General features: G+C 67.8%; 21 protein-coding genes. 17 read left to right on the top strand and 4 right to left on the bottom strand.

Annotated elements, in window-relative coordinates; genetic code table 11:
* Positions 1–22: 22 nt before the first annotated feature.
* From KF745_05950 to KF745_05910, 9 genes are all read left to right on the top strand, one after another.
* Positions 23–823, top strand: coding sequence for a cytochrome c (locus KF745_05950; GenBank protein MBX3357953.1), 801 nt, complete (start codon positions 23–25; stop codon positions 821–823).
* Entirely contained in the window at positions 820–2,100 is a 1,281-nt protein-coding gene (locus KF745_05945; GenBank protein ID MBX3357952.1) for a hypothetical protein, read from the top strand. The genes KF745_05950 and KF745_05945 overlap by 4 nt, the downstream gene beginning before the upstream one ends.
* 62 nt (positions 2,101–2,162) lie before the next feature.
* A complete protein-coding gene (locus KF745_05940) occupies positions 2,163–2,567 on the top strand; it encodes a hypothetical protein (GenBank protein MBX3357951.1) in 405 nt (134 codons plus the stop codon).
* An 8-nt stretch (positions 2,568–2,575) separates the two neighbouring features.
* The gene (locus tag KF745_05935) at positions 2,576–3,616 is read left to right on the top strand and encodes an SCO family protein (GenBank protein ID MBX3357950.1); all 1,041 of its coding nucleotides are present in this window, start codon (positions 2,576–2,578) and stop codon (positions 3,614–3,616) included.
* Positions 3,613–4,710, top strand: a complete 1,098-nt coding sequence (coxB, locus tag KF745_05930; protein MBX3357949.1) for a cytochrome c oxidase subunit II — start codon at positions 3,613–3,615, stop codon at positions 4,708–4,710. Before KF745_05935 ends, coxB begins: the two co-directional genes overlap by 4 nt.
* 45 nt (positions 4,711–4,755) lie before the next feature.
* The gene (locus KF745_05925) at positions 4,756–6,552 is read left to right on the top strand and encodes a cbb3-type cytochrome c oxidase subunit I (GenBank protein ID MBX3357948.1); all 1,797 of its coding nucleotides are present in this window, start codon (positions 4,756–4,758) and stop codon (positions 6,550–6,552) included.
* A gap of 48 nt (positions 6,553–6,600) precedes the next feature.
* Positions 6,601–7,293 carry a cytochrome c oxidase subunit 3 family protein gene (locus KF745_05920; protein MBX3357947.1) on the top strand — a complete coding sequence of 231 codons (693 nt, stop codon included), beginning with the start codon at positions 6,601–6,603 and terminating at the stop codon, positions 7,291–7,293.
* 79 nt (positions 7,294–7,372) lie between these two features.
* Complete coding sequence (locus tag KF745_05915) at positions 7,373–7,999, top strand: cytochrome C oxidase subunit IV family protein (GenBank protein ID MBX3357946.1); 627 nt, start codon at positions 7,373–7,375, stop codon at positions 7,997–7,999.
* 41 nt (positions 8,000–8,040) lie between these two features.
* A complete protein-coding gene (locus KF745_05910; protein MBX3357945.1) occupies positions 8,041–8,901 on the top strand; it encodes a hypothetical protein in 861 nt (286 codons plus the stop codon).
* A gap of 96 nt (positions 8,902–8,997) precedes the next feature.
* Here the strand turns inward: KF745_05910 and KF745_05905 are convergent, their stop codons facing one another.
* The gene (locus KF745_05905) at positions 8,998–9,885 is read right to left on the bottom strand and encodes an OmpA family protein (protein MBX3357944.1); all 888 of its coding nucleotides are present in this window, start codon (positions 9,883–9,885) and stop codon (positions 8,998–9,000) included.
* Between the two features lie 124 nt (positions 9,886–10,009).
* Between KF745_05905 and KF745_05900 the strand changes: the two genes are divergently transcribed.
* Genes KF745_05900 through ccsA form a run of 3 tightly spaced genes read left to right on the top strand, consistent with a single transcriptional unit; the run spans position 10,010 to position 15,839 of the window.
* Complete coding sequence (locus KF745_05900) at positions 10,010–11,425, top strand: amidohydrolase family protein (protein ID MBX3357943.1); 1,416 nt, start codon at positions 10,010–10,012, stop codon at positions 11,423–11,425.
* Positions 11,422–14,037, top strand: a complete 2,616-nt coding sequence (locus KF745_05895; protein MBX3357942.1) for a hypothetical protein — start codon at positions 11,422–11,424, stop codon at positions 14,035–14,037. Before KF745_05900 ends, KF745_05895 begins: the two co-directional genes overlap by 4 nt.
* The gene (ccsA, locus tag KF745_05890; protein MBX3357941.1) at positions 14,034–15,839 is read left to right on the top strand and encodes a cytochrome c biogenesis protein CcsA; all 1,806 of its coding nucleotides are present in this window, start codon (positions 14,034–14,036) and stop codon (positions 15,837–15,839) included. Before KF745_05895 ends, ccsA begins: the two co-directional genes overlap by 4 nt.
* Here the strand turns inward: ccsA and KF745_05885 are convergent.
* On the bottom strand, positions 15,830–16,318 hold the full coding sequence (locus KF745_05885; protein ID MBX3357940.1) for an isoprenylcysteine carboxylmethyltransferase family protein: 489 nt from the start codon (positions 16,316–16,318) through the stop codon (positions 15,830–15,832). The genes ccsA and KF745_05885 overlap by 10 nt on opposite strands.
* Here KF745_05885 and KF745_05880 point away from each other — a divergent pair.
* From KF745_05880 to KF745_05870, 3 genes are all read left to right on the top strand, one after another.
* The gene (locus KF745_05880; protein ID MBX3357939.1) at positions 16,317–16,997 is read left to right on the top strand and encodes a DNA-3-methyladenine glycosylase; all 681 of its coding nucleotides are present in this window, start codon (positions 16,317–16,319) and stop codon (positions 16,995–16,997) included. The two genes, KF745_05885 and KF745_05880, sit on opposite strands and share 2 nt — an antisense overlap.
* A 161-nt stretch (positions 16,998–17,158) precedes the next feature.
* Positions 17,159–17,557 carry a hypothetical protein gene (locus KF745_05875; protein MBX3357938.1) on the top strand — a complete coding sequence of 133 codons (399 nt, stop codon included), beginning with the start codon at positions 17,159–17,161 and terminating at the stop codon, positions 17,555–17,557.
* A 69-nt stretch (positions 17,558–17,626) separates the two neighbouring features.
* Positions 17,627–18,943 (top strand): AI-2E family transporter, encoded by a 1,317-nt coding sequence (locus KF745_05870; GenBank protein ID MBX3357937.1) that lies wholly within the window; start codon positions 17,627–17,629, stop codon positions 18,941–18,943.
* A gap of 18 nt (positions 18,944–18,961) precedes the next feature.
* On the opposite strand, the gene KF745_05865 is transcribed toward KF745_05870, so the two are convergent.
* Both KF745_05865 and KF745_05860 read right to left on the bottom strand, forming a co-directional pair.
* Complete coding sequence (locus KF745_05865) at positions 18,962–20,533, bottom strand: signal recognition particle protein Srp54 (GenBank protein ID MBX3357936.1); 1,572 nt, start codon at positions 20,531–20,533, stop codon at positions 18,962–18,964.
* A gap of 123 nt (positions 20,534–20,656) precedes the next feature.
* The gene (locus KF745_05860) at positions 20,657–21,001 is read right to left on the bottom strand and encodes a DUF971 domain-containing protein (GenBank protein ID MBX3357935.1); all 345 of its coding nucleotides are present in this window, start codon (positions 20,999–21,001) and stop codon (positions 20,657–20,659) included.
* Positions 21,002–21,027: 26 nt separating this feature from the next.
* Between KF745_05860 and pyrF the strand changes: the two genes are divergently transcribed.
* Together pyrF and KF745_05850 are read left to right on the top strand one after the other, a co-directional pair.
* Positions 21,028–21,933, top strand: coding sequence for an orotidine-5'-phosphate decarboxylase (gene pyrF / locus KF745_05855; protein ID MBX3357934.1), 906 nt, complete (start codon positions 21,028–21,030; stop codon positions 21,931–21,933).
* A 456-nt stretch (positions 21,934–22,389) separates the two neighbouring features.
* Complete coding sequence (locus tag KF745_05850; GenBank protein ID MBX3357933.1) at positions 22,390–23,001, top strand: hypothetical protein; 612 nt, start codon at positions 22,390–22,392, stop codon at positions 22,999–23,001.
* Positions 23,002–23,005 lie beyond the last annotated feature (4 nt).

The following is a 23,005-nucleotide window of genomic DNA, read 5'->3' as shown; positions in this document are numbered from 1 at the left end:
CATCATGCCCGGAGCCCCTCGGATGACGGCACGATCTCTGCGCGCTTCGCTCCCCGCCGCGCTCTGCCTGGCCGCGGGCGCTCTCGGCCTTCTGTCGGGATGCCACGGCGAGCGATCCAACGAGCCGCCGCACGAGTTCCTGCCCGACATGGATCAGCAGCAGAAGTACCGGCCGCAGTCCCAGACGGAGTTCTTCGAGGACGGCCGCTCGATGCGTCCCACTGTTGCCGGCGCGGTGGCCTTCGGCCGCTCCGCCAGCGCCTCGGACCCGCGGCGTGCGCGGTTCCTGAAGGCGGACCCCGCGTTCTACTTCGGCACCGACGCCGCGGGCAAGACGCTGGCGTACATGCCCAAGTCCGCCATCGAGGCCTTCGCTGACGGCGGCAAGTCGCCCGAGGCCGCGATGGGCGCGATGATCGCCCGCGGCCAGCAGCGGTTCAACATCTACTGCTCGGTCTGCCACGGCTACACGGGCGACGGGAAGGGCATGGTCGCGCAGCGCTGGGCCGGTGTCGTCCCGAGCTACCACGACTCCAAGTACGTTGATCGCACCCAGGACACCGGCACCGACGGCCACCTATTCACCGTCATCCAGCAGGGCCTGTACGACGACAACCCCGAGACCCACGAGCGCGTCTACCGCATGCCCGCCTACGGCCACGCCGTGAGCGAGAAGGACGCGTGGGCCATCGTGGCCTACCTCCGCGTGCTCCAGGCCTCGCAGACCACCGACCTCAGGGCCGTTCCCGCCGAGAAGCGTGCCGAGCTCGAGCGCACCCGCGTCAAGCCCGCGGCGACCGGCTCGAAGGAGACCAAGTCATGAGCCACGCCGCCACCCCTAAGGCCGGCGCGCACCCCGCCGGGGCCGATCCGATCCGCGTGGACCAGAGCCTCGTCACGATGGGCGGCGGCTCGCTCTGGTTCCCTGGCCTGATGATCGTCGGCGTGGTGTCGCTGCTGGTGGTGGGCTTCGCGGCCGCGGCGGGGGGGGCAACCCTCAAGCACGCGATCGCCTCGTACCACATCGGCGCCGTCTTCGCGATCGGCCTCGCCCTCGGCTCGCTCGGCATGGTGATGATCTTCCAGCAGACCAACGCCGGATGGATCGCGACCTGCCGCCGGACGTTCGAGACCGTCGCGAGCCTCATGCCCGTCGCCCTCGTGCTGTTCCTGCCGGTGGTCGTCGCGACCATCATGGTCCCTGGGTGGTTGTTCAAGTGGATGAGCCCGTCGAACTACGACAGCCAGGGGCACATCATCGATTCCGTGCTCGCCGCCAAGGCCGCGTACCTCAACAAGCCGTTCTTTTACATCCGGCTCGTGGCGTACTTCGCGGTGTGGATCTCGCTCGGCACGGCCCTCTACACCTGGAGCCGGCGCCAGGACACCACCGGCGACAAGTCGCTCACGGTGCGGTCCCGCTTCGTCTCGTCGTTCGGCCTGCTGCTGTTCGCGTTGACGACGGCCTTTGCCGCGTTCGACTGGCTGATGTCGCTGGACTACCACTGGTTCAGCACCATGTTCGGCGTCTGCTTCTTCGCGGGCAACATCCTCTCGTCCGTGTGCGTCGTGGTGATCGTCCTCACGGTGCTTCGGGCCGCGGGCAAGCTCAAGGGCATCGTCACCGACGAGCACTTCCACGACCTCGGCAAGCTGATGCTGGCGTTCATGATCTTCTGGGCCTACGTCACGTTCAGCCAGTACTTCCTCATCTGGTACAGCAACATCCCGGAGGAGACCGGCTGGTTCGTGCTCCGCCGCGAGGGGTCGTGGATGACGGTCGCCAAGGGGCTGGCCCTGCTGCACTTCGGCGTGCCCTTCCTGGTCCTGCTGTGGCGCCGCACCAAGCGGTCGCCCATGCTGCTCTCGGCCGTCGCCGTGCTCCTGCTGTTCATGCACTTCGTCGACCTGTTCTACATCGTCCGACCCACGCTCTCGGGCGTCGGGCCGTTCCAGTCGTGGTGGATCGACCTGTTCGGCTGGCTCGGCCCCACGGCCATCTTCCTCGCATTCGTCGCGAGGAAGGTCGCCGCCAACCCGCTCATCCCGTTGAAGGACCCCCGCCTGGGCGAGTCCCTGCACCACAAGAACTACGTCTGATCCCTGATCCCGCCCCGTCCCCCACGCGTTCACCCGACCCCGACGACCCCGGACCACCACGCATGAGCCACGAGCACAAGCACGTCGTCGCCACCACGCCGCCCGACCACGAGGCCCCGGACGCCTGGCACGCGCACCACGCCGGTGAGGATGTCCCGCACGCCGCCCACGGCGAACTCGCGGATTCCCACCTGGTCCTGTTCTACGGCGTCGGCGCGTTCGTCGTCGTTGTCGTTGCCTCGCTGCTCATCTACCTGTACTTCATCTTCGAGGCCACCCGCCTGCTCAACGAGCACGACGACAAGGGTCAGGGCCTCGAGGGTCCCGCCCTCGCCTACAAGGCCGAGGCGCTCACCAACCTCAAGGACGGCTACGTCTGGGCCAACGCGGAGACCACGCTCGTCCAACTCCCGCTCGAAGTCGCCGAGGCCCAGGTCATCCAGGAATACGCCGCCCGCAAGGACTAACCCCGCTCATGCCCCGCACCGCGCCACAGTTCGAGCACGCAACCCGCCGGGCCCGGTTCCCGGCCGGTGTGCTTGCGCTCGTAACCGTGGCCGCCGCGATGCTGGCAAACGCCGCCCCGGCGTTCGCACAGCGGATCATGAAGGATGTCCCCGAGCCCGTTCGCGGGCTTGAGATCGTCAATCACACCGGCAAGACGATCCCCCTCGACCTCCAGTTCACCGATTCCAACGGCAAGAAGATCACCCTCGCGGCCCTGTTCTACAAGGACGCCGGCGGGGGCGCCGCCGACGCTCCGAGCAAGCGGCCGGTCATCATGATGATGATGTACTTCCGCTGCCCCCTGCTCTGCCCCAAGACGCTCGAGGAGTTCACCCGCACGCTCAGCGGCCTGGACTTCACCATCGGCACCGAGTACGACGCCGTCATCGTCAGCTTCGACCCGCGCGACACGCCCGCCGACGCCGCCCGATTCAAGACCGGCGCGCTCCTGGACTACACCAAGCCTACCACCGACGCGATCCGCTCCGGGTGGTCGTTCCTCACCGGCCCGGTCGAGAACTCCAAGGCCCTCGCCGATGCCCTTGGCTTCCCCTATCGCTTCCACCCCGACAGCGGCGAGTTCTCCCACGGGACGGCGATCTTCGTCCTCACCCCCGACGGCACGATCTCCCGCTACCTCCCGGGCATCCAATCCACGCTGGAGTTCCCCGTCCGAGACACCCGCCTCGCCCTGGTCGAGGCCTCGCAGGGCAAGCTCGGCACGACATTCGATCGTTTCACGCTCTGGTGTTACCACTTCGATCCCAACGCCGGCGCCTACGTCGTGCAGGCGTTCCGCGTGATGCAGCTGGGTGCGGGCGCCACGGCCGTGGCCCTCGCCACGCTCGTCGGCTCGCTCCTGCTCCGGGAGCGACGGAACCGCCGCCGCGTCGCGGCGCCGGGCGGGCCGGCCGAGTACAGCGCCGGCAACGACCCCCGCGGCGGCGTACCCGCCCGCGGCGCAACGGCTCGATGGTCTATGGGTGATGTGGCAGGACAGGCCCGATGAGGACGCCGCTGATGTTCACGCTCGCGCAAGATTGGATGCACCGGATCTGGTTCAGGCAGTACACGCCGAACTCCGCCCTTGGTGCCGACACCGACAACCTCTACGTCTTCATCGTCTGGGTGTCGCTGATCTCCTTCGTCGTGGTGATCGGCCTCATGCTGCTGTTTGTCGTCAAGTACCGCCGCCGCCCCGGACCCGGGACCGCCGGCGGCTACCAGGTCAGCGTCCAGCACAACACCGCCCTCGAACTCGCGTGGTCCATCGTCCCGCTCCTGGTCATGGTCGTCATCTTCTTCTGGGGCTTCAACGGCTACGTCCGCAAGGCCGTCGCCCCCGGCAACGCCGAGGAGATCCGCCTCAACGGCCAGCAGTGGAACTGGACCGCCACCTACTCCAACGGCAAAGAGCCGACGGACTTCAAGAAGACCGGCAACAAGGAATCGGTGGTCATCCCCGTCCCCGCGGGGCGTCCCGTCCGGTTCATCATGACCAGCTCGGACGTCATCCACTCGTTCTTCGTCCCCGCGATGAGGACCAAGTTCGACGTCATCCCCAACCGCTACACCAGCATGTGGTTCACCGCCGAGCGCATCGAGGACAACGAGGTCTTCTGCGCCGAGTACTGCGGCACCGACCACTCCGAAATGGCCGCGTGGATCCGCGTCATGCCCGCGGCGGAGTTCGATACCTGGAAGGCCACCGAGAAGAAGTTCGATGACTGCGTCGAGTGGGGCCGGTACCTCTACCGGTCCAAGGGGTGCATCGCCTGCCACTCCCTCGATGGCAAGGCCGGAACGGGCCCGACCTGGAAGAACATGTACGGCCACGAGGTCGAGTTCACGGACGGCTCGAAGCTCTCCGCCGCGGACTCGCTCGATCCCGTCAAGTTCGCCAACTACGTCCGCGAGTCGATCCTCGACCCCAAGGCCAGGATCGTCCAGGGGTTCGGGCCCAACATGAACTCCTACCAGGGCCTCATCACCCAGGAGCAGATCGACGCGATCATCTGCTTCCTCAAGTCCCCCGAGATGTCCGACAAGTCCCCGCAGGGATTCAACCCCGCCATCGGGGACCAGTCCGCCGAGAAGAAGTAGCCCTCACGCAGCAGTCAGTCACCGCCCCAGGCGGAGGTTCAAGCTATGGCAACGATTTCAGGCAGCAAGGGACACGCCCTCCCGCACGACCACGGGCACGATGAGTCCTACCTCGCCCCCAAGGGCGGGTACGGCTCGGTCATCTGGGACTGGGCGACCACGATCGACCACAAGAAGATCGGCGTGATGTACCTCGTCGCCGTCCTGTTCATGTTCCTGCTCGGCGGCATCGCGGCCCTCGCCATCCGCATCGAGCTCTTCGCGCCCACCGTGGAGATCGTCCAGCAGAACGGCGACAAGGTCCTCAGCGGCAACTGGCTCGGCCACCTCCTGGGCTTCACCACCCTCGCCGAGAGCAACAACGCCTACAACCGCGTCTTCACGCTCCACGGCCTGATCATGGTCTTCCTGGTCATCGTCCCGAGCGTCCCCGCGTCGCTGGGCAACTTCCTGCTCCCGATCATGATCGGCGCCAAGGACGTCGCCTTCCCCCGGCTCAACCTCCTGTCGTGGTACGTCTACCTCGCCGGCTCGTTCTTCGCCATCGCCTCGGTCCTCATGCTCGGCGTCGACACCGGCTGGACGTTCTACACGCCCTATTCCACCATGACCGACGAGCAGCACATCCGCGTGGTGCTCATGATCACCGCCGCGTTCGTCCTCGGCTTCTCCTCCATCTTCACCGGTCTGAACTTCGTCGTCACCGTCCACAAGCTGCGGGCCCCCGGCATGGGCTGGTTCGACATGCCCCTGTTCGTCTGGGGCATGTACGCGACCGCCATCATCCAGGTCCTCGCCACCCCCGTCATCGGCATCACCCTCCTGCTGCTCATCTTCGAGCGCCTGTTCCACATCGGCATCTTCGACCCCCGCATGGGCGGCGATCCGATCCTCTTCCAGCACTTCTTCTGGTTCTACTCCCACCCGGTCGTCTACGTCATGATCCTCCCGGGCATGGCCATCATCTCGGAGGTCATCGCCACCCACGCCCGAAAGCCCATCTTCGGCTACCGCGCCGTCGCCTTCTCGTCGCTCGCGATCGCCGGCATCTCCTTCATCGTCTGGGGCCACCACCTCTTCGCCTCCGAGTCCGAGGTGGGCGCCGTGATCTTCTCCGCCCTCACCTTCCTCGTCGCCATCCCCACCGCCGTCAAGGTCTTCAACTGGACCGCGACGCTCTACAAGGGCTCCATCGCGCTCACGACCCCGATGATGTACGCCCTGGGCTTCCTCTTCCTCTTCTCCATCGGCGGGCTCACCGGCCTGTTCCTGGGCGCCCTCTCCACCGACCTGCACCTGACCGACACGTACTTCATCGTCGCCCACTTCCACTACGTCATGATGGGCGGCACGATCATCGCCTTCATCGGCGGCCTCCACCACTGGTGGCCCAAGATGTTTGGCGTCAACTACTCCGAGTTCTGGGCCAAGGTCGGCTTCTGGCTCGTCTTCATCGGGTTCAACGGTACCTTTCTCCCCCAGTTCATCCTCGGCACCCTGGGCATGCCCCGCCGTTACGCCACCTACGACGTCATCTCCCACCCCGAGTTCGCCGCGCTCCACCGTGCCAGTACCTACGGCGCGTTCATCCTCGCCTCGGGCCTGTTCGTGCACCTGATCGTCTTCATCCACTCGCTCGTCGCCGGCTCCAAGGCCAAGCCGAATCCCTGGGGCTCCCTCACCCTCGAGTGGACGCACACCGCCAGCCCGCCCATCACCCACAACTTCCACCACGAGCCCGTGGTAACCCACGGCCCGTACGACTACGACACTGTCTACCCCGCCCAGACCAAGCCCGGCGAGTTCCCCATGCCCGCCCCGGCCTCCGGCAACCTTCACTGATCCCAGTCCTCCCGCGCTGACCCCCGACCGCGAGACGAGCCCCCCATCATGGCAACCATCGACCTCGGCCGCTCCATCCCGCCCGACGACCCGTCGCTCCCGCGATCCGAGCGCTACCGCGCGGCGGAGCACTACCGCGATCGCGATCACGAGTTCGACTCCGTCAAGATGGGGGTCTGGCTCTTCCTCGCCACCGAGATCCTCCTCTTCTCCGGCATGTTCGTCGGCTACGGCCTCCTCCGTATGCTCCACCCCGAGGCGTTCATCAACGGCTCGCACTACCTCGACGTCGGCTGGGGTCTGCTCAACACCGTCGTCCTCCTGTTCTCTTCCTACACCGTCGCCTGCGCCGTCCGTGCCGCCCAGCTCGGCCGCATCAAGTCCCTCAAGCTCAACATCATCATCACCCTCATCTGCGGCCTGGCCTTCCTCGTCATCAAGTTCGTCTTCGAGTACGGCCCCAAGTTCGCCCAGGGCAAACTCCCCGGCAAGTTCTTCTCCTACCCCAACGCCCACGACCCCAACGAGCCCCTCTGGTGGGGCATCTACTGGGGCGCCACGGGCATCCACGCGACCCACGTCGTGGTCGGCATCGGCCTGTTCATCTGGCTCTACTGGCTCTCCGCCCGCGGCGCGTTCGGACCCAAGCACTACACCGCCGTCGAGGGCGTCGGTCTCTACTGGCACATCGTCGACATCGTGTGGATCTTCCTCTTCCCCCTCCTCTACCTGATCCACTGACCCCCGCCCGCCTCCTCCAGTCCTCCCGCCCCGACCGATCCGCGATCCCGAGCACACGCCCGAGCATCACGAGGTTCCCATGTCCCACCCCGTCCCCGCCCACGACCCCTACGAGCCGATCCACGACAACCCGCACGCGCACCACGGCCACTTCATCCTCCCGGCCAGCACGCTGCTGGCCGTCTTCATCGCGCTCCTCGCCCTCACCGGGCTGACCGTCGGCGCCGCCAAGCTCGAGATGCTCTACTCGCAGGCCTTCGGCATCGAGGTCAAGGGCTGGGTCAACGTGCTCATCGCCCTCAGCATCGCCACCATCAAGACCGCCTTTGTCGTCGGCTTCTTCATGCAGCTCCGCTACGACAACCCGCTCAACACCATGGTGTTCCTCTTTACCATCGTCTGCGTCCTGACCTTCTTCGGCTTCACCATGGCCGACATCGGCGGCCGCGGCAGCACCCAGCGCAGCAAGGCCGTGTACGTCGTCCCCGGAGGAACAGGCCTCGCCGGCGGCGGGCCTATTACGAAGACCGCGCGCGAGAAGGCGATCATCGACAAGAGCCCGCTCCTCCAGCCGCTCCACGCCGAGCACCGCGAGTTCAGCAACGCCAACCGCAGCCGCCCCGTGACCGGCCTCACGCTCCCCGGCTTTGCCGACCCCGGCCACGCCGACGAGCACCACGCCCAGCCAGCCGCAGGCGGCCACTGAATAGAGTGAGGTAACCGCGGGGGGTGGGAGGAACACTGCCGATGGACCGCACCCGACGAAACGGCGCAATCCTGCTCGCCGCTTCGGCGGTCGCGCTCGGTGCCAGCCTGAGCGTGATGGTCCCCCGCATCGTCGCCTTCAACCGCTCGCAGACGCAGCAGCGCTACAAGAAGGACACCATCACCGCACGAACGTACACGGCCCACGGCCGCGACGTCTCCCTCACCGATGCGACCGACCCCGACGGCCGCCCTGCCCTCCGCATCCGGTACGGCGACCAGGAACTCCACGCCCCGGTCCGCGCCCCCGGCGCCGAGAACATGCCCACCCTCGACGGCTACGGGGAGTGGCTCGCCGTCGTCTGGTGCATCCCCGTCTCACGCGACGGCACACCCGCCGACTCCCTCACTTCCGATGACGTCCGCATCATCCTTGTGACCCGCCTCCCCCCCGAGGGCTTCGACCCCTCCACCTGGGGCACCGTGCGCCGCAAGGAGTGGTCCTTTGCCTTCCACGAGTTCATGCCCGACGGCGCCATCTCCACCTCGCACTACCGCTTCCCGCTCCCGGAAACCCGGGCCAACCTCGCCGCGGCCCAGGCCGAACTCGAGGGGGATCAAGCCCAGGTCGAGCAGGCCCGTCTCGCGGCGGAACAACGAAAAATCGACCGCCTTCCCGAGTCCATCCGCGAGTTCCCGGAACTCAAGGAGCAGTCCTTCGAGTGGGAAGTCGCCCTGCACGCGATCCCCAAGCTCCAAGTCCCCGCCTACCGCTTCAAGCACACCGCGTTCCACTTCAGCGTGCTCGGCTGGACCGCCCCGGTCGCCGGCTTCAGCATCCTCGGCATGCTCGCGGGAGCGGGCATGGCGTTCGCCCCGAGCCGCATTCGCCCCGGCGCGTAGCGGCAAATCCGCAAAAAGAAGAACGCCCCGGCACAGACCGGGGCGTCCTCAAAGGACCGATCAACGCCGCAACGCGGCGGGATTACTTCATCGGATTTACTTCATGATGTCCTCGGCGCTCGCCTTCGCGGGCGAGGGAGCCGGCGACGACGGGTTGGCCCGGGCCTGCGCCGTGCCGTTACCGCGGACCAGGAACAGCTCCACGCGGCGGTTCTGCGGGGTGTTGCCGCTGGCCGAGTTGGCGACCTGAGGCATCCACTCGCCTCGCCCGGCGATCTCGACCCGCTCGTTCACCACGCCCATCTTCGTGATCTCGCGCATCACGCTGATCGAGCGGAACGCCGAGAGTTCCCAGTTGTCCTTGAACGACCGCCCGGGCACCTGCCGCACCCGCTGCGAATCCGTGTGGCCGACCACGCGGACGTCGTACGCCGCGGCCGGGCCGCTCGCGAGGATCTTCGCCAGCGCCTGCAGCGAGTTGCGGCCCGCATCCGTCACCTGGTCCGAGCCCGAGGCGAACGTCAGGTCGCTGGAGAACCGCACCACGCCGCGGTTCGCGTCATACGAGATCAGGTCGGGGTACTGCGCCGCGAGGTTCTGCAGCGCCTGGTCCGTCGCCGCATCGAGCTGGCCGAACTTGATCCCCGCCAGCCGGCTGTCAAAGTCCGCCATGGAGGCCGCGAGGTTCGCGTTCTCGCGCTTGAGCTTCTCGATAAACGCCCGGAACTCGTTGAGCGTCGTATCGCGGCTGTCGACGGCCGCCTGCAGCGATGCGTTCGCCGCCTGCAGCGTCTCGTTCTCCTGCTGGAGAACGCCGTTGCGGTCCTTCAGCGCCCGGTTCTCTTCAACGATCTCGTTGGTCCGCTGGTTGCAGCCCCCAAGCCCGCCGCCGACGACCACGGTCGCCACGGCAACAACCAGGGTCCGCACCCCGAAGAACCCCGCCAAACGTCCCACGGCTCCGTCCGTTCCGATCCTGCTCATCGCATACTCCCTTGTGTGAACCAGCCTTTTCCCCGGCGTCCCGGACGCCGCGGGCCCCAGCATATCCTCAAGTCGCGTCCGTGTCCCGCGCAACTCACACTATCGGGAGGCCCCGCGACCCTCCATGAATCCGCCCGTCATCCGGGTTGATGCCGCAGGAACTGCCGATGCGCACGCCGGCCTCGGCCCCGGCGCCTCGATTCTGCTGCGGTTCGATGGGCCCCGCCTGCTCCTGCTGGCGTGCGGGCGCACAACCGACATCAACCAACACCCCCTCGCGGCCTCCGCGTCCGTGATCAGCCGCCCCCGTTCGATCCTCATCCCCGCCCTCGTCAACGCCCACGCCCACCTCGACCTGACCCACCTCGGCCCGCGACCCTTCGACCCCGACCCTGCCTCCGGGGGCGGGTTTGTTCCCTGGATTGACATGATCCGCGCCGGCCGGGCTACGACCGACACGGAAATCGCCGCTTCAGTCCGCCAGGGCATCTCGCTCGCCCTCAAGGGGGGCACCGCCGCCATCGGCGACATCGCCGGAGCCCCACAGGGACGCCCCTCGCTCGTCCCCTGGCGCACCCTCCGGGATTCGCCCCTCGCCGGGGTTTCCTTCCTGGAGTTTTTCGCCCTCGGCGCCCACGAGTCCCGTGGCATGACGGCCGCGGCCGCCGCCCTTGACGAGGCGTCGTCCGACTCCCCGTCCCCCCGAATGTCCCTCGGCCTCCAGCCCCACGCAACCAACACCGTGTCCCCCTCCGCCTACCGCTGGGCGATCGACGAATCGCGCCGGCGTAGCCTGCGCCTCTCAACCCACCTCGCGGAAACCCCAGAGGAACGCGCCCTCGTCGCCGCGGCAACGGGCCCTCAGCGCCACCTCCTTGAACGCCTCGGCGCCTGGAACGACTCCGCCGCGGCTGCCTTCGGACAGGGCCTCTCCCCCGTGCAGCACCTCGGGCGCGTGGTCGAAGAGTGGGGGGGGGAGGGATGGTTGGGGGAGAAGGGGGCGTTGTTTGCCCATGTCAACGACGCGGCCGACGCCGACATCGACCGGCTCGCGGCGATGATGGCCACAGTCGTCTACTGCCCTCGAGCATCGCAGTACTTCGGCGCCGAGCGTCACTTCGGGCCCCACCGCTACCGCGACATGCTCGCGGCCGGCATCCGGGTCGTTCTCGGCACCGATTCCATCGTTAACCTCCCCGAGGCCGACGTCGCATCCAACGGCATCAGTATTCTCGACGAGGTCCGACTGCTGCACCGGCGCGATGGGACCGACCCGAAGACGCTGCTCCGAATGGCCACGATTGATGCCGCCGAAGCCCTTGGTCTCGATCCGGGGCCCTTCCATCTGCATATAGGAGGAAGCAACACCTCGCGTCAGATCGCTGGCGTGCTGGCCGTGGAAGTGGGGGACTTGAGTAACGATTCCTTCCAGAACCCCCACAGGTTGGTGGCCGGCTCAGTGGGGCCACCAGAATTTCTGTCCAACGGCATTTTTTCCGATCCTATAGTACTTCCAATCACCTCCGAGAGCCGCGGATGAGCCAGAAGTGGTTGCGTAGCAAGCAGTGGGACGACGAGCACATCCCGCGCGCCCTCTGGCCCGTGAAGTTTGTGCTCCGCGCCCTGAGCAGCATCCCGCTGGCGGTCGTGCTCCTCTCCCTCGTGGCGGTGTACGGCACCCTCGCCAGCGTGCCCGTGGGCATGCTTGCCCAGATTCCGACTTACCTCATCATCATCGCGTTGTTCGCTCTGGTTGTAGTTGTTGGCGTCGGTCTCCCGATCCTGCTCATCCGGCGCGGACTCGCGATCGCCGGGGCCGGACCGGCCCATCGGTTCCCCGTCCTGGTCATCGCGGCGATCGGCCTGGCCGTCGCGTCGGTCTATCTCTGGCAAACCGCCCTCTGGCCCCGCCTGAGATTCGACCCCGGCAGCGGCACCGGCCTGATGCTCTTTGCCGACTTCTGCCAGCAGTACAGGAGCACAACGCTGCGCCGCATCCCCGGCATGGAGATGAGCGAACTCGAGTTCTACGCGTGGTGGCCCCTGCGGGTCGTCCTCCTGCTGTTCGTCGTCAACATGGTGGTCGCCACCGTCCGGCGCATCGAGTTCATCTTCCCCAACATCGGCGTGCTGACCGTGCACACGGGGATCGTCACGATCGCGCTCGGCAGTATCTTCTACCAAGGGGCCAAGCAGGAGGGCGACATGCTCCTGCGGGCGGGCCCGCCCGACGATTCCGGCCGTGCCACACCGGGCCAGATCGAGGACGGGTTCTACGACCGCGAGGAGGCCGTCCTGTGGCTTGCCTCCGGCGCCCGGTACGAGCAGCGGCCGGTTCCCGGTTTGCCGCGGTACAACGACTACGCACTCAACGTACTGGGCACGATGTCTCCAAACGAGGCCGCCCGCTCCACCGACCGGGGCCGCTCGCTCGAGATCCTGCTCGAGACGCCGCCAACGCTTGCCGCGGGCGATTCGGCGCTTCCCGCCGGGTTCGACGTGTCGATCGTCGGGTTCGCTTCGTACGCCAACCTCCAGCGCGACTACGTCGCCGCGGAGAAGGCCCCGTGGGCGTCGCTCCCCACCGATGCGCCCAACCCGCTGCGCTTGATCGAGCTGATCAGCACCATCCCCGATGAGGCCACCGGCACGACCACACCGCGTCACATCGGCGAGTTCCGGTTCCTTCCTGTCCAGCCCGCGATGCGGTACTCGACGCTCTCCGATGCGGCGAGCATCGAGTACACCCGCGAGTCCAGCGAGTCGCGCTGGCGTGACCTCACCACCCCAACGCCGCCCGGCGCCGCCCACGCCCTGATCGTCGAGGTTCCCGGCTCGGGCGCACGCCAGGTCATCCCCATCGAGCCCGGCGCGAAGGCGTCAGTCGCGGGCTACGGGCTCGAGGTGCAGCAACTCCTGCCCCAGCCGCCCTTCCCGATCATCACCCCCGGCTACGAGAACGCGGCCTCGAGCGTCGCGATCGTTCGTGTCACGCCCCCCGATGGTCCGTCCTTCTCCCGCTGGGTCTACAGCCGCTTCCCGGAGATCTCCCAGGACATGCTCGACGAGACCAACGATCGCGGCATGCCGAAGCGGCGCGATCCGGACCCCGCGATCCGCCTCTCCTACATCGACGCGACGCGCCTCAGAGTGCACATCGAGGAGACCGCGGTCGCGGCCACCCCGGGCGACGGCAACGACCCGGTCGTCCGCGCCGTGATCCGCGCGCCGTGGTCGCCCGCTCCCAACGTCGTCGACAGCCTCAAGACCGGCAGCCTCATCCCCGTTGCCCCGCTGCTCTCGCTCAAGCTCGGCGAGCGCTACGCACGGGCCGTCAGCGTCGAGACGCCCACCGTCGTGCCGGATTCCGAGCGAGAGCGCGACTCGATCGGATCCCGCAGGTCCGCGGCGATCGCCGTCCGCGTGCGTGAAACGGCCACCGGCTGGTCGCGGACCGTGTGGGTTCCCTTCACGATGTACCTCGGCATCGACACGAGCACCGAGCGGCGGATCACGCTCCCTGACGGACGCCCGCTCACGCTGGTCTTCGGCCGCCGCCGCTACGAGCTCCCCGGCCTGTCGCTGCAACTCGCGGCGTTCGAGATGATTCCATACCCCCACAGCGACACCCCGCGTGACTACAAGTCCGACCTGATCGCTCGGCACCAGTGGCGCGGTGCGAACACGATCACCACCGAGTCCACAAGCCTGAACAACCCGCTCAAGACCAGCCCCTTCTTCTGGTCGCCCAAGCGGTCGTGGATCGGCAACGCGCTGGACTGGACGATGATCCGCTTCAGCCCGCTGCAGTACAAGTTCAGCCAAGTCGGGTGGGACCAGTCGGGCTGGACCAACACCACCCGGCTCGTTGAGCAGGGCCAGCTCGCGCGACCCTATGCGAGGTTCACGATCCTGGGGGTCGGGAACAACCCCGGCATCTACGTCATCGCCGCGGGCGCCGTCATGATGTCCGTCGGCATCCCGTGGGCGTTCTACGTCAAGCCCTGGATCCTCAAGCGGCGCAAGAAGAAGCTCCAGGCCGCCCTTGCCGCGGGGATGCCAGCCCGCAGCGCCGTCCAGTCCCGCAACGGCGCCCGCCCGGCCCGCGCGGGCGCCACCCTTTCTGCATCTTCGCACGGAGGCCACCAATGACCACGAGCCGACCCGCCCTCCGCGTTCTCGCTCTTGCCTCGCTGCTCGCGGCGATCATCCTGCCCACCCAGGCGCCGGCGCAGTCCTCCCCGCCATCGGGCAACGCGCACCCGCAAACCGAGGCGGTCGCTGATTTCTCCGGCGGCAACCCCTTTGGCCAGGTCCCCGGCGGCGCGGAGATGGACCCCGCCGCGAAGAAGGCCTTCGCCGACCGACTTCAAGCGTCCGGCGCTCTCGAGCCGCTCCGGAACCTGGCTGTCTTCAACCGGGGGCGCGTGAAGATCCTTGACACCCTCTCTCGCGAGTCGATCCGCGCCATCGCCGGCCGCAAAAACTACTACGACCTGATCCCCACGTCCAACGGCAACGCCTCGCGCGCCCACTACGATCCGCTTTTCACCTACTTCGACATGGCGATCGATCCCGTCTACTACGAGGACAAGCCGCTCCTCTACATCGACTACCTCCCGCTCCGCGAGGCCTTCATCAAGAAGGCCTACACCGACGCCGACGAGCAGGAATGGTGGAAGAAGCAGGGACGCCTCAAGCCGCAGGTCATCGAACTCTTTGGCGGCGAACTGGCCCGCAAGCAGGACACACGACCGGACCTCTACGCCCGCGCCATCAGCAGCCTCGTCGAGGCTCGCTCGCTCTACCACAACGGCTGGCACAACCTCGACATGGTGGCGCCCGAGTCCGCGTCGCTCACCTGGCAACACGTCGGGGCACTCCCGCCCGATTCGCCGGTCCGCAGGGCCTTCGCGGAGATGGGCGCTGCGTGGCGGGCCGGCGACGCCGAGAGGGTCAAGGCGGCCGCCTCGGTCATCGCCGCGGACCTCCCCACGATTAACCCCCAGGTGTACCCGGGCTCGAAGCGATCGCTCGAACTGGCGTACAACGCCTCGAACCCCTTCGAATGGGGCTACTGGCTCTACTTCCTCTCGCTCGTCTCGCTGATCCTCGCCTTCGGCACCTCGCGCCGATGGCTCGCCGGCCTCGGCATCGCGACGCTGATCGCCGCCGTCGGCCTCCACGCCTTCGGGTTCGTCTCGCGCTGCATCATCGCCGAGCGGTTCGCCATCCAGAACCAGTTCGAATCGATGACCGGCCTGAGCCTTTTCGCCACCGTTGTCGGGCTCACGATCATGCTGCTGAGGCGCCAGTGGCTCTTCGGCGCCGCCGCCGCGGGCGTGGGCTTCATGGTCCTCATCACCGCGACGCAGACCAACATCCCCGGCGTCAACATCGAGCGTGAGGCCGCGATCCTCAATACCTCAGTCCTGCTCAAGTACCACGTGACGACCGTGCTTGTCTCCTACGGCCTCATCTCGCTGGGTTTCATCACCAGCCTGTTCTACCTCGCGACCTACTACGCGACGCGCCGCCGCACCCAGGCCACCCTCACCCCCGCCGCCGCGGGCGCGGGCGGCGTGGTGGACCTCTCGGCCCAGGCCCTCGGCCTCGACGACGAGGCGCCCAAGGGCCCCAAGCGGGTCCTTGCCGACCTCGACAAGGCCCAGATGATCATCCTCCAACTCGCCTTCTGGTGCCTGGGTGTCGGCATCCTCCTGGGCGCCTGGTGGGCGGACCACTCCTGGGGCCGGTGGTGGGGCTTCGATCCCAAGGAGGTCTGGGCCCTCATCACATGGATCGTCTACCTCGTCGTCGTGCACATCCGCGTGACCAACATCGGCAGCCGCGGGCTGATCACCGCGTGGCTCAGCGTCCTGGGGTTCTTCATCATGCTCTGGTGCTACTTCGGCGTGAATCTCATCCTGCCCGGCCTGCATGCCTACGCCTGACCCCCGCGCCCGATGAATCGCCCCACGCGCCGGCAATACGACTCGAACTCCGCGCCGAACTCGCGGCGCAGCGTCGGCTCCTCGTACCGCACGGTCCGCTCATAGAACGCGACGAAGACCGCCGCGCCGTACACCGCTACCCAGACGGACCCGGCCAGCAGCGCCTCGCCGGCGATCACCGCCAGCACCGCGGCGTACATCGGGTTCCTCGAGATCGCGTAGGGTCCCGTGGTGACCAGCCGGCGCGGAGCGTCCCACGGCGCCGGAGTCCCCAGCCCCCTGGCGACGAACAGCGACGCCGTCCACACGTACAGTGAAGCACCAGCGCCGAGCATCGCGATGCCGACCCAGCCCCACCACCGGATCGGCGTTCCGATCCGGGCGCCCGTCAAGGCGATGATCACACCCGGCAGGATCCCCGCGACTGTCCCCGGCACCAGCACGGTAAACACGATGGCCCGCGCCCAGACCGGCATCATGAATGATACGTCCATCACGCGGGCCCCCCGGATCCGTGCATGGGGCCGAGCCGACCGCCGCTTCTTTGCGACCACTGCAGGCGAACTCGCCCAGCGGCTCATCGGGTGCCGCCTGGTACGGGTGCTCCACGGCGGGATCAGGGTCTCCGGCGTCATCGTCGAGACCGAGGCCTATCTCGGCGCCCCCGACACGGCGTCCCATGCCCGCGGCGGTCGGCGAACCCGTCGCACCGAGCCCATGTACGGCCCCCCCGGCACCGCCTACGTCTACTTCACCTACGGCATGCACTACTGCATGAATGCCGTCTGCGGGCAAGTCGACGAGCCGGTCGCGGTCCTCATCAGGGCCCTGCATCCCTTGGAGGGACTGGACTTCATGCGGTCCCGCCGCGGGGTTGACGCTCCGACCTCCCTCTGCAGCGGTCCCGCGAAACTCTGCCAGGCGATGGACATCGAACGGGAGTTCTCCGGTGTGGACCTGGTCGAGCACCCCGCCCTATTCATCGAGCGGCCCCCCGCCGCGGCCCGGTCCAGGACGTTGACGAATACCGCACGAATTGGCGTGGGCAATGCCGATGAATGGGCCCGTGCCCCGCTGAGGTGGTTCGATCCGGTCAGTGACCACGTCAGCCATCGCCCGGTTCGCCCGGCCGGCAGGCGGGCCCCGCGTTCGGGTTGAGGTCCGGTTCGGTTCCTTTGTATTGGGAGAATTCCAGCGGCCCGCCGCCGCGCTAAACAGGCCCAGCAAATCGAGTTGTGGGGATTGTCGCCCCCCTTTGGAGGGGTACAGTTACGCGCAGGTGTCTGCCAGGGACGGTTCCGCGTCAGGAGTTTCGTGCTGTGAAGAACCAGAGCGACGTCGATTGGGTGACGATCCGGGCGCACGCCGCCAACTTCCCCGATGAAGCCTTCAAGTTCATCCGCGACGGGCTCACCCACACCGTCAAGATGGCCCACGGCAAAGTCCCCGATGGCCCGGTCGATCCCAACGACGAGGGCCGGCACGTCTCCGGCCAACAACTCTGCCTCGGCCTCCGCGACCTCGCCATCCAGCGCTACGGGATGCTCGCCCGAACGGTGCTCAGCCACTGGGGCATCCGCACCACCGGCGACTTCGGCACCATGGTCTACGCCCTGATCGATCGCGGCGAACTCCGCAGTTCCAGCCGCGACACCATCGAGGACTTCCAGAACGTCTTCGACTTCGATGAGTCCTTTGCGGCGCCCATGCTGGGCTGAGCCCTCCCCCCGACGCGCCCGCCCCCTTCATCACTTTCGCCACCGCCCGTGTTGCGGTAGTGTGGCCGCATGACCAGCCGCCCCACGCCCCCATCCGGCGACCCAACCACGCCTGTCACGCCTCCTCCGGTCCGCGGCGATTGGCGATCGATGCACCTCTGGCAGTTCCAGCCGGTGCGGGACGTCCTGCTCATCGCCGGCGTTCTCTGGCTCGTTCACCTCGGATACCTGCTCAGCATCGTGACGGTGCCGATGCTGCTGGCGATCGCGCTCGCCTACCTCTTTGAACCGGTCGTTCGGCGTGCGATCCGGTCGAGGCACATCAGCCGCCCGGGAGTTGCTCTCGGCATCATCGCGTTCGCGGCGGTCATTGTCGTCGTGCCGCTCACGCTCGGGATCACCTTCGCCGCGGCCCAGAGCTTCAAACTCGTGCAGTCGCTCGACCGCAACGTCGGTCTGCTCCGCAAGGCCATCGAACCGGGCGCCGACGACGTCGCCATGACCGCGCTGCCGCAGGGCTGGCAGGCCGTCGCCGCCCGCATCCGCACTGAGAACGCCGAGGCCGCCAAGAGGAAGGCCGAGGGCCCGGAGGCCGCCGAGAAGTCCACCCTTACCCAGGCCGTCGATTGGGGCATCCAGTGGGTGCAGGCCAACGGCGAGGCCCTCAGCAAGCAGGCGCTGGGCACCGGGGCCACCGCCGTCGGCGTTGTCGCCCGCGGGTTCTTCTCCGTCGGCAAACTTATCTTCCAGGGGCTTCTCACCGCGTTCTTCTTCTTCTACTTCTGCACCGGCTGGGGCGCGGTGCTCGAGTTCTGGGAGGGGCTCATCCCCGACCGCAAGCGCAGCCGCGTCGTCGACCTCGCGATCAAGATGGACGTCGTCATCGCCGGCTTCGTCCGCGGCCGCCTGACGATCTGCGCGATCCTCGCCGGATTCGTGATCGTCGCCTACTGGATCATCGGCGTACCGGTGCCTCTGATCCTCGGGCCGGTGGTCGGCGTGCTCTGCCTCGTGCCGTACGCGTCGTTCCTCAGCGTCCCCCTTGCCGCGGTGGCGATGTGGATGGACCCGGCGGGCGCCCTGGTCCACGCGTGGTGGTGGGCGATCGTCGGCCCGCTCATCGTCTGGCTGATCTGCCAGATGCTCGACGACTACGTCCTCAACCCCGCCATCCAGGGCCAGACCACCGGGCTCGCGACGCCGACGATCCTCTTCTCGTCGATCGCCGGCGGCGTCCTCGGCGGGTTCTACGGCGTCCTGGTCGCCATCCCGGTCGGCGCCTGCATCCGCATCCTGCTGCGGGAGGTCTTCTGGCCGCGCGTCCGCGCGTGGGTCGAGGGCAGGGCGAGCGACGCCCTGCCGATCAGCGAAGGAGAGAAGCGATAGGGTCCGTCCTCGCGCCGACTACCGCCTCTTCTTGAACCGGCTCTTCACGCTCGGCATCGCCGTCGAGCCCTTTGTTCTGAACCCCGGCAGCCCCGCCACGCCGGGCATCATCCCCGCCATCCCCGTCTTGCCCATCTCCTTCACCGCCTTCACCCGCGCCGCCGTGTTCAGCGAGCCCATCTGCCGCGCCAGCGTGTTGATCGTGTCGAACTGCTTTGCCAGTTGACCGACCTCGTCCTGCGACGCCCCGGAGCCCGCGGCGATCCGCCGGCGCCTCGAGTTGTTCAGCACCGACGGCGTCTTCCGTTCCTGCTTGTTCATCGAGTGCACGATCGCTTCCACCCGGTCCAGCTGCTTGTCGTCGATGTGCACGTCCTTCAGCGCTCCGCCTACCCCCGGCAGCAGCCCCAGCAGGTGCTTCAGCGGGCCCATCCGCCGGAGCGTCCGCAACTGGCCGAGGAAGTCGTCCATTGTCATCTCGCCCTTCGCCATCTTCTCGGTGAGCTTCTCCGCTTCCTCGTCGGAGACCTCCTGCCTCGCCTTCTCGACCAGCGACACCACGTCCCCCATCCCCAGGATGCGCCCCGCGATGCGCTCCGCGTGGAACTCCTCGAGCGCATCGAGCTTCTCGCCGACGCCGATGAACTTGATCGGCGCCCCCGTGATGTGCTTCACCGAGATCGCAGCCCCGCCACGGGTGTCCGAGTCGAACTTGGTCAGGACGACCCCGTCTACCTCCAGCCGCTCGTGGAACGCCTTGGCCGAGTTCACGGCGTCCTGCCCCGTCATCGCGTCCACGACGAGCAGGATCTGGTGCGGCCGCAGTGTGCGGTTGACCTGGTTCAGTTCCTCCATCAGCGCGTCGTTGACGTGCAACCGCCCCGCCGTGTCCAGGATCAGCGTGTCGATGTTCTTCTTGCGGGCCTCCGCCAGCGCCCGCTGGCACACGCCCACGGCCACGCCGACCGCCTTGCCGTACTCCGCGCACTTGTCCGGCTCGCCGTAGAACTCCACCGCCGCCGAGCCCGGCGCCTCGCTCCGCACCTGCTCCGTCACGGTCTGCAGCTGCTCCACCGCCGCCGGCCGCTGCAGGTCCGCCGCCGCGACCATCACCGACCGCCCCCGCTTCTTGAGGTACGCGGCAAGCTTCCCGCACGTGGTCGTCTTCCCCGAGCCCTGCAGGCCGCACATCATCACGATCGTCGGCCCCGGCGAGACCCGCATGATCCCCGGCTCGGGCGCCCCCATTCCCGCCTGCCCCGCCGCGCTCCCCGGCCCTGCCGCCCCCGTCATCGCCGCGAGTTCCGCGGCCGCCGCGCCGGGATTCCCGCCCAGCAGTTCCACCAGCCGCTCGTGGACGATGCCGATCATCTCCTGGCCCGGCTTGAGGCTCTTGGTCACCTCCCGCCCGACGGCATCGGACATCACCCGCTCGCAGAACGTGTCGACGACGTCGACATTGACGTCCGCCTCCAGCAGCGCCCGCCGCACATCCTCCATCGCCTCGCTGACGTTGGATTCCGAGATCGAGCCCTTGCCCGAGAGTTTGCGGAGAACGGACGAGAACCCGTCGGAGAGTCGTTCGAACATGGCATCACCTTGGCGCGCCCGGGATCGGGAAGCGTGAGTGGGGGACAGATCCAAAGAGGGCTGTGACCGCAGCGTCCAAAGTGTATCAGGGTCGCCCGGCCGCGATCGTTACTCGCAGACGCGCTACCCCGGCGGGTTTGCCCGCTTCTCCGCATTCACCGGGTCGATCTCGCGGAGGTACGCCCACGAGTAGATCCCCGTGTCGTGCCCGTCGCTGAAGCGGATGCGCACCGCGTAGTTCCCCACCAGTTCGGCGGTCAGCGCCGTCAGGGCTCCGCCGGACGTTCCCGTCGAGGCCGGCAACACGGTCAGCGGGTTCTTCGCCATCTCCTTGCGGATCTCCTGCTGCTCCGCCGAGGGGGACATCCGCCGCAGATACGCGATCGAGTAGTACGACGTCGCACCATCGGCCCACTCAACGGTCAGGCCGCGGTCTTTCTTCAGGTCCAGTCGGCGCGGGGCGTCCATCGTTGTCCAAACGCTATGCTGCCCCCATGTCCAGCCACGCCGCGACCTGTCATGCCGCCGGGCACTTCTCCGACCGCCTCGCCGCGGCCCTCGACCGCGTCGGCTCCCCGGCCTGCGTCGGGCTTGATCCCGTCCTCGAGAAGCTCCCGCTCGCCCTCCGCCCCGCCCCGACCGGTCCCGCCGACCCCGTCGAAGTCCTCCGCGCCTACGGCCTCGCCGTCCTCGATGCGATCGCCCCTTCCGTCGCCGTCGTCAAGCTCCAGTCCGCGTGCTTCGAGCGGTACCACGCCCCCGGTCTCAACGTCCTTACTGCCCTCATCCACCGGGCCCGCGACCTTGGCCTCATCGTCGTCCTCGACGCCAAGCGGGGCGACATCGGCATCTCCGCCGACCACTACGCCGCCGCCTCGACCTCCGCCGGAGCCGACGCCATCACCATCAACGGCTACCTCGGCCCCGACACCATCGACCCCTTTCTCGCGCCCGGCCACGGCGCCTTCGTCCTCGTCCGCACCTCCAACCCCGGCTCGGACGCTGTGCAGTCCCAGCGACTTGTCGACGGCCGCACCGTCGCGGAGATGATGGGCGATCTCGTCGCTGGCCTTGGCGCCTCACGCACCGGTTCTCGCGGCCTCTCCGATCTCGGCGCCGTCGTCGGCGCGACCAAGGCCGCCGACGGACGCGCACTCCGCGCCCGGATGCCCAACCAGGTCTTCCTCGTTCCCGGCTACGGCGCCCAGGGCGGCACCCTCAACGACTGCCGCGCCCTGCTCCGCCCGGGCCGCCGTTCCCCCGGCGACGCCGGCGTGCTCATCACCGCGAGCCGATCGGTCATCTATGCCTTCGACCCCACTGACCCCGGCTGGGCGGCCTCCGTCGCCGCCGCGGCAAACACCTTCGCCGCCGAACTCCGCGGCCTCTTCACTACCTGATCGCCCCGCCCAACTCCCGGATTATCGGCCCTCTCACCCGCAAACCGGTGTTGATCCGTCCCCTCCGCAGTTACTCCGAGGATGCCCTTGGTTTCACAGCCGATCGCCACCGGATGCCCCCGCGCCCGCGATCTCGCGCCACACCCTTGCTTCCGATCAACGGTGAGGTAGACTTGCACTGACCGGTTTGAGGGAGAGAGCGACGGAGGGGCCTCCCGGTCGGCCGTATATCAAGAGAGAGACTCAGGCCGCGCCCGTTCTTGAGAACGCGCGAAGTGTCTTTGTTTCGGCCCTGCGTCGGATTTCGGACGCCGCTGCCCAGCGTCCGTCACTCCCCGCTCCGGCCTCTCGCCGCGCCGACGGACCTCTCACACCGTCGACCGCCGCAGATCGTGATCCGGGCAGACGCCGCGGGTTTTTCCCCCGGCGCGAAGAGGACCTCTTCCCGGACCACCCATGCGAAAACTCCCCGCCATTTCGACCCTGGCCGTGCTCGGCGCTTCGTCGCTGGCATTTGGGTCGGTTTCTTTCTCCTCCCTCGAATCGGCCAGCACCGAGGGCCTCGGCCGGTTCACCGGCGAGTTGAAGTACACCCCGGGCTCGGAAACCTCCGGCCTGCTCTCGGTCATGCTGACCAACACCAGCCCCGCGGCCAACGGCGGCTTCATCACCGGCTTTGTCTTTGACATTCCCTCGTCGGACCTGAACGCCGGCGCCTCCCTCTCGTCAGCGGACTTCCCCTTCACCCAGCTCACGGGCCCCAACGCCGCCCCCTTCGGCACCTACGACGCGGGCGCGGCCATCGGCGGCAACTTCCTCGGCGGCGGCAACCCGCACCCGGGGATCGGCGTCGGCCAGACCGGCCTGTTCCAGTTCCAGATCACCGGCTCGGATGCGGGCCAGTTGACCGAGTCCTCGTTCCTCACGGCTGGTGCGCCCTACGGGTTCATCGTCCGCTTCCGCGGCTTCGAGAACGGCGGGTCCGACAAGGTCCCCGCGGTTCCCGCGCCCGGCGCCGGGGCCCTGCTCGCGGCCGCCGCCTTGCTCGCCCACCGCCGTCGTCGTTAGTCGC

This window comes from Phycisphaeraceae bacterium (assembly GCA_019636655.1).
GTDB lineage: Bacteria > Planctomycetota > Phycisphaerae > Phycisphaerales > UBA1924 > JAHBXB01.
This window is presented reverse-complemented; position numbering and strand designations above follow the sequence as displayed.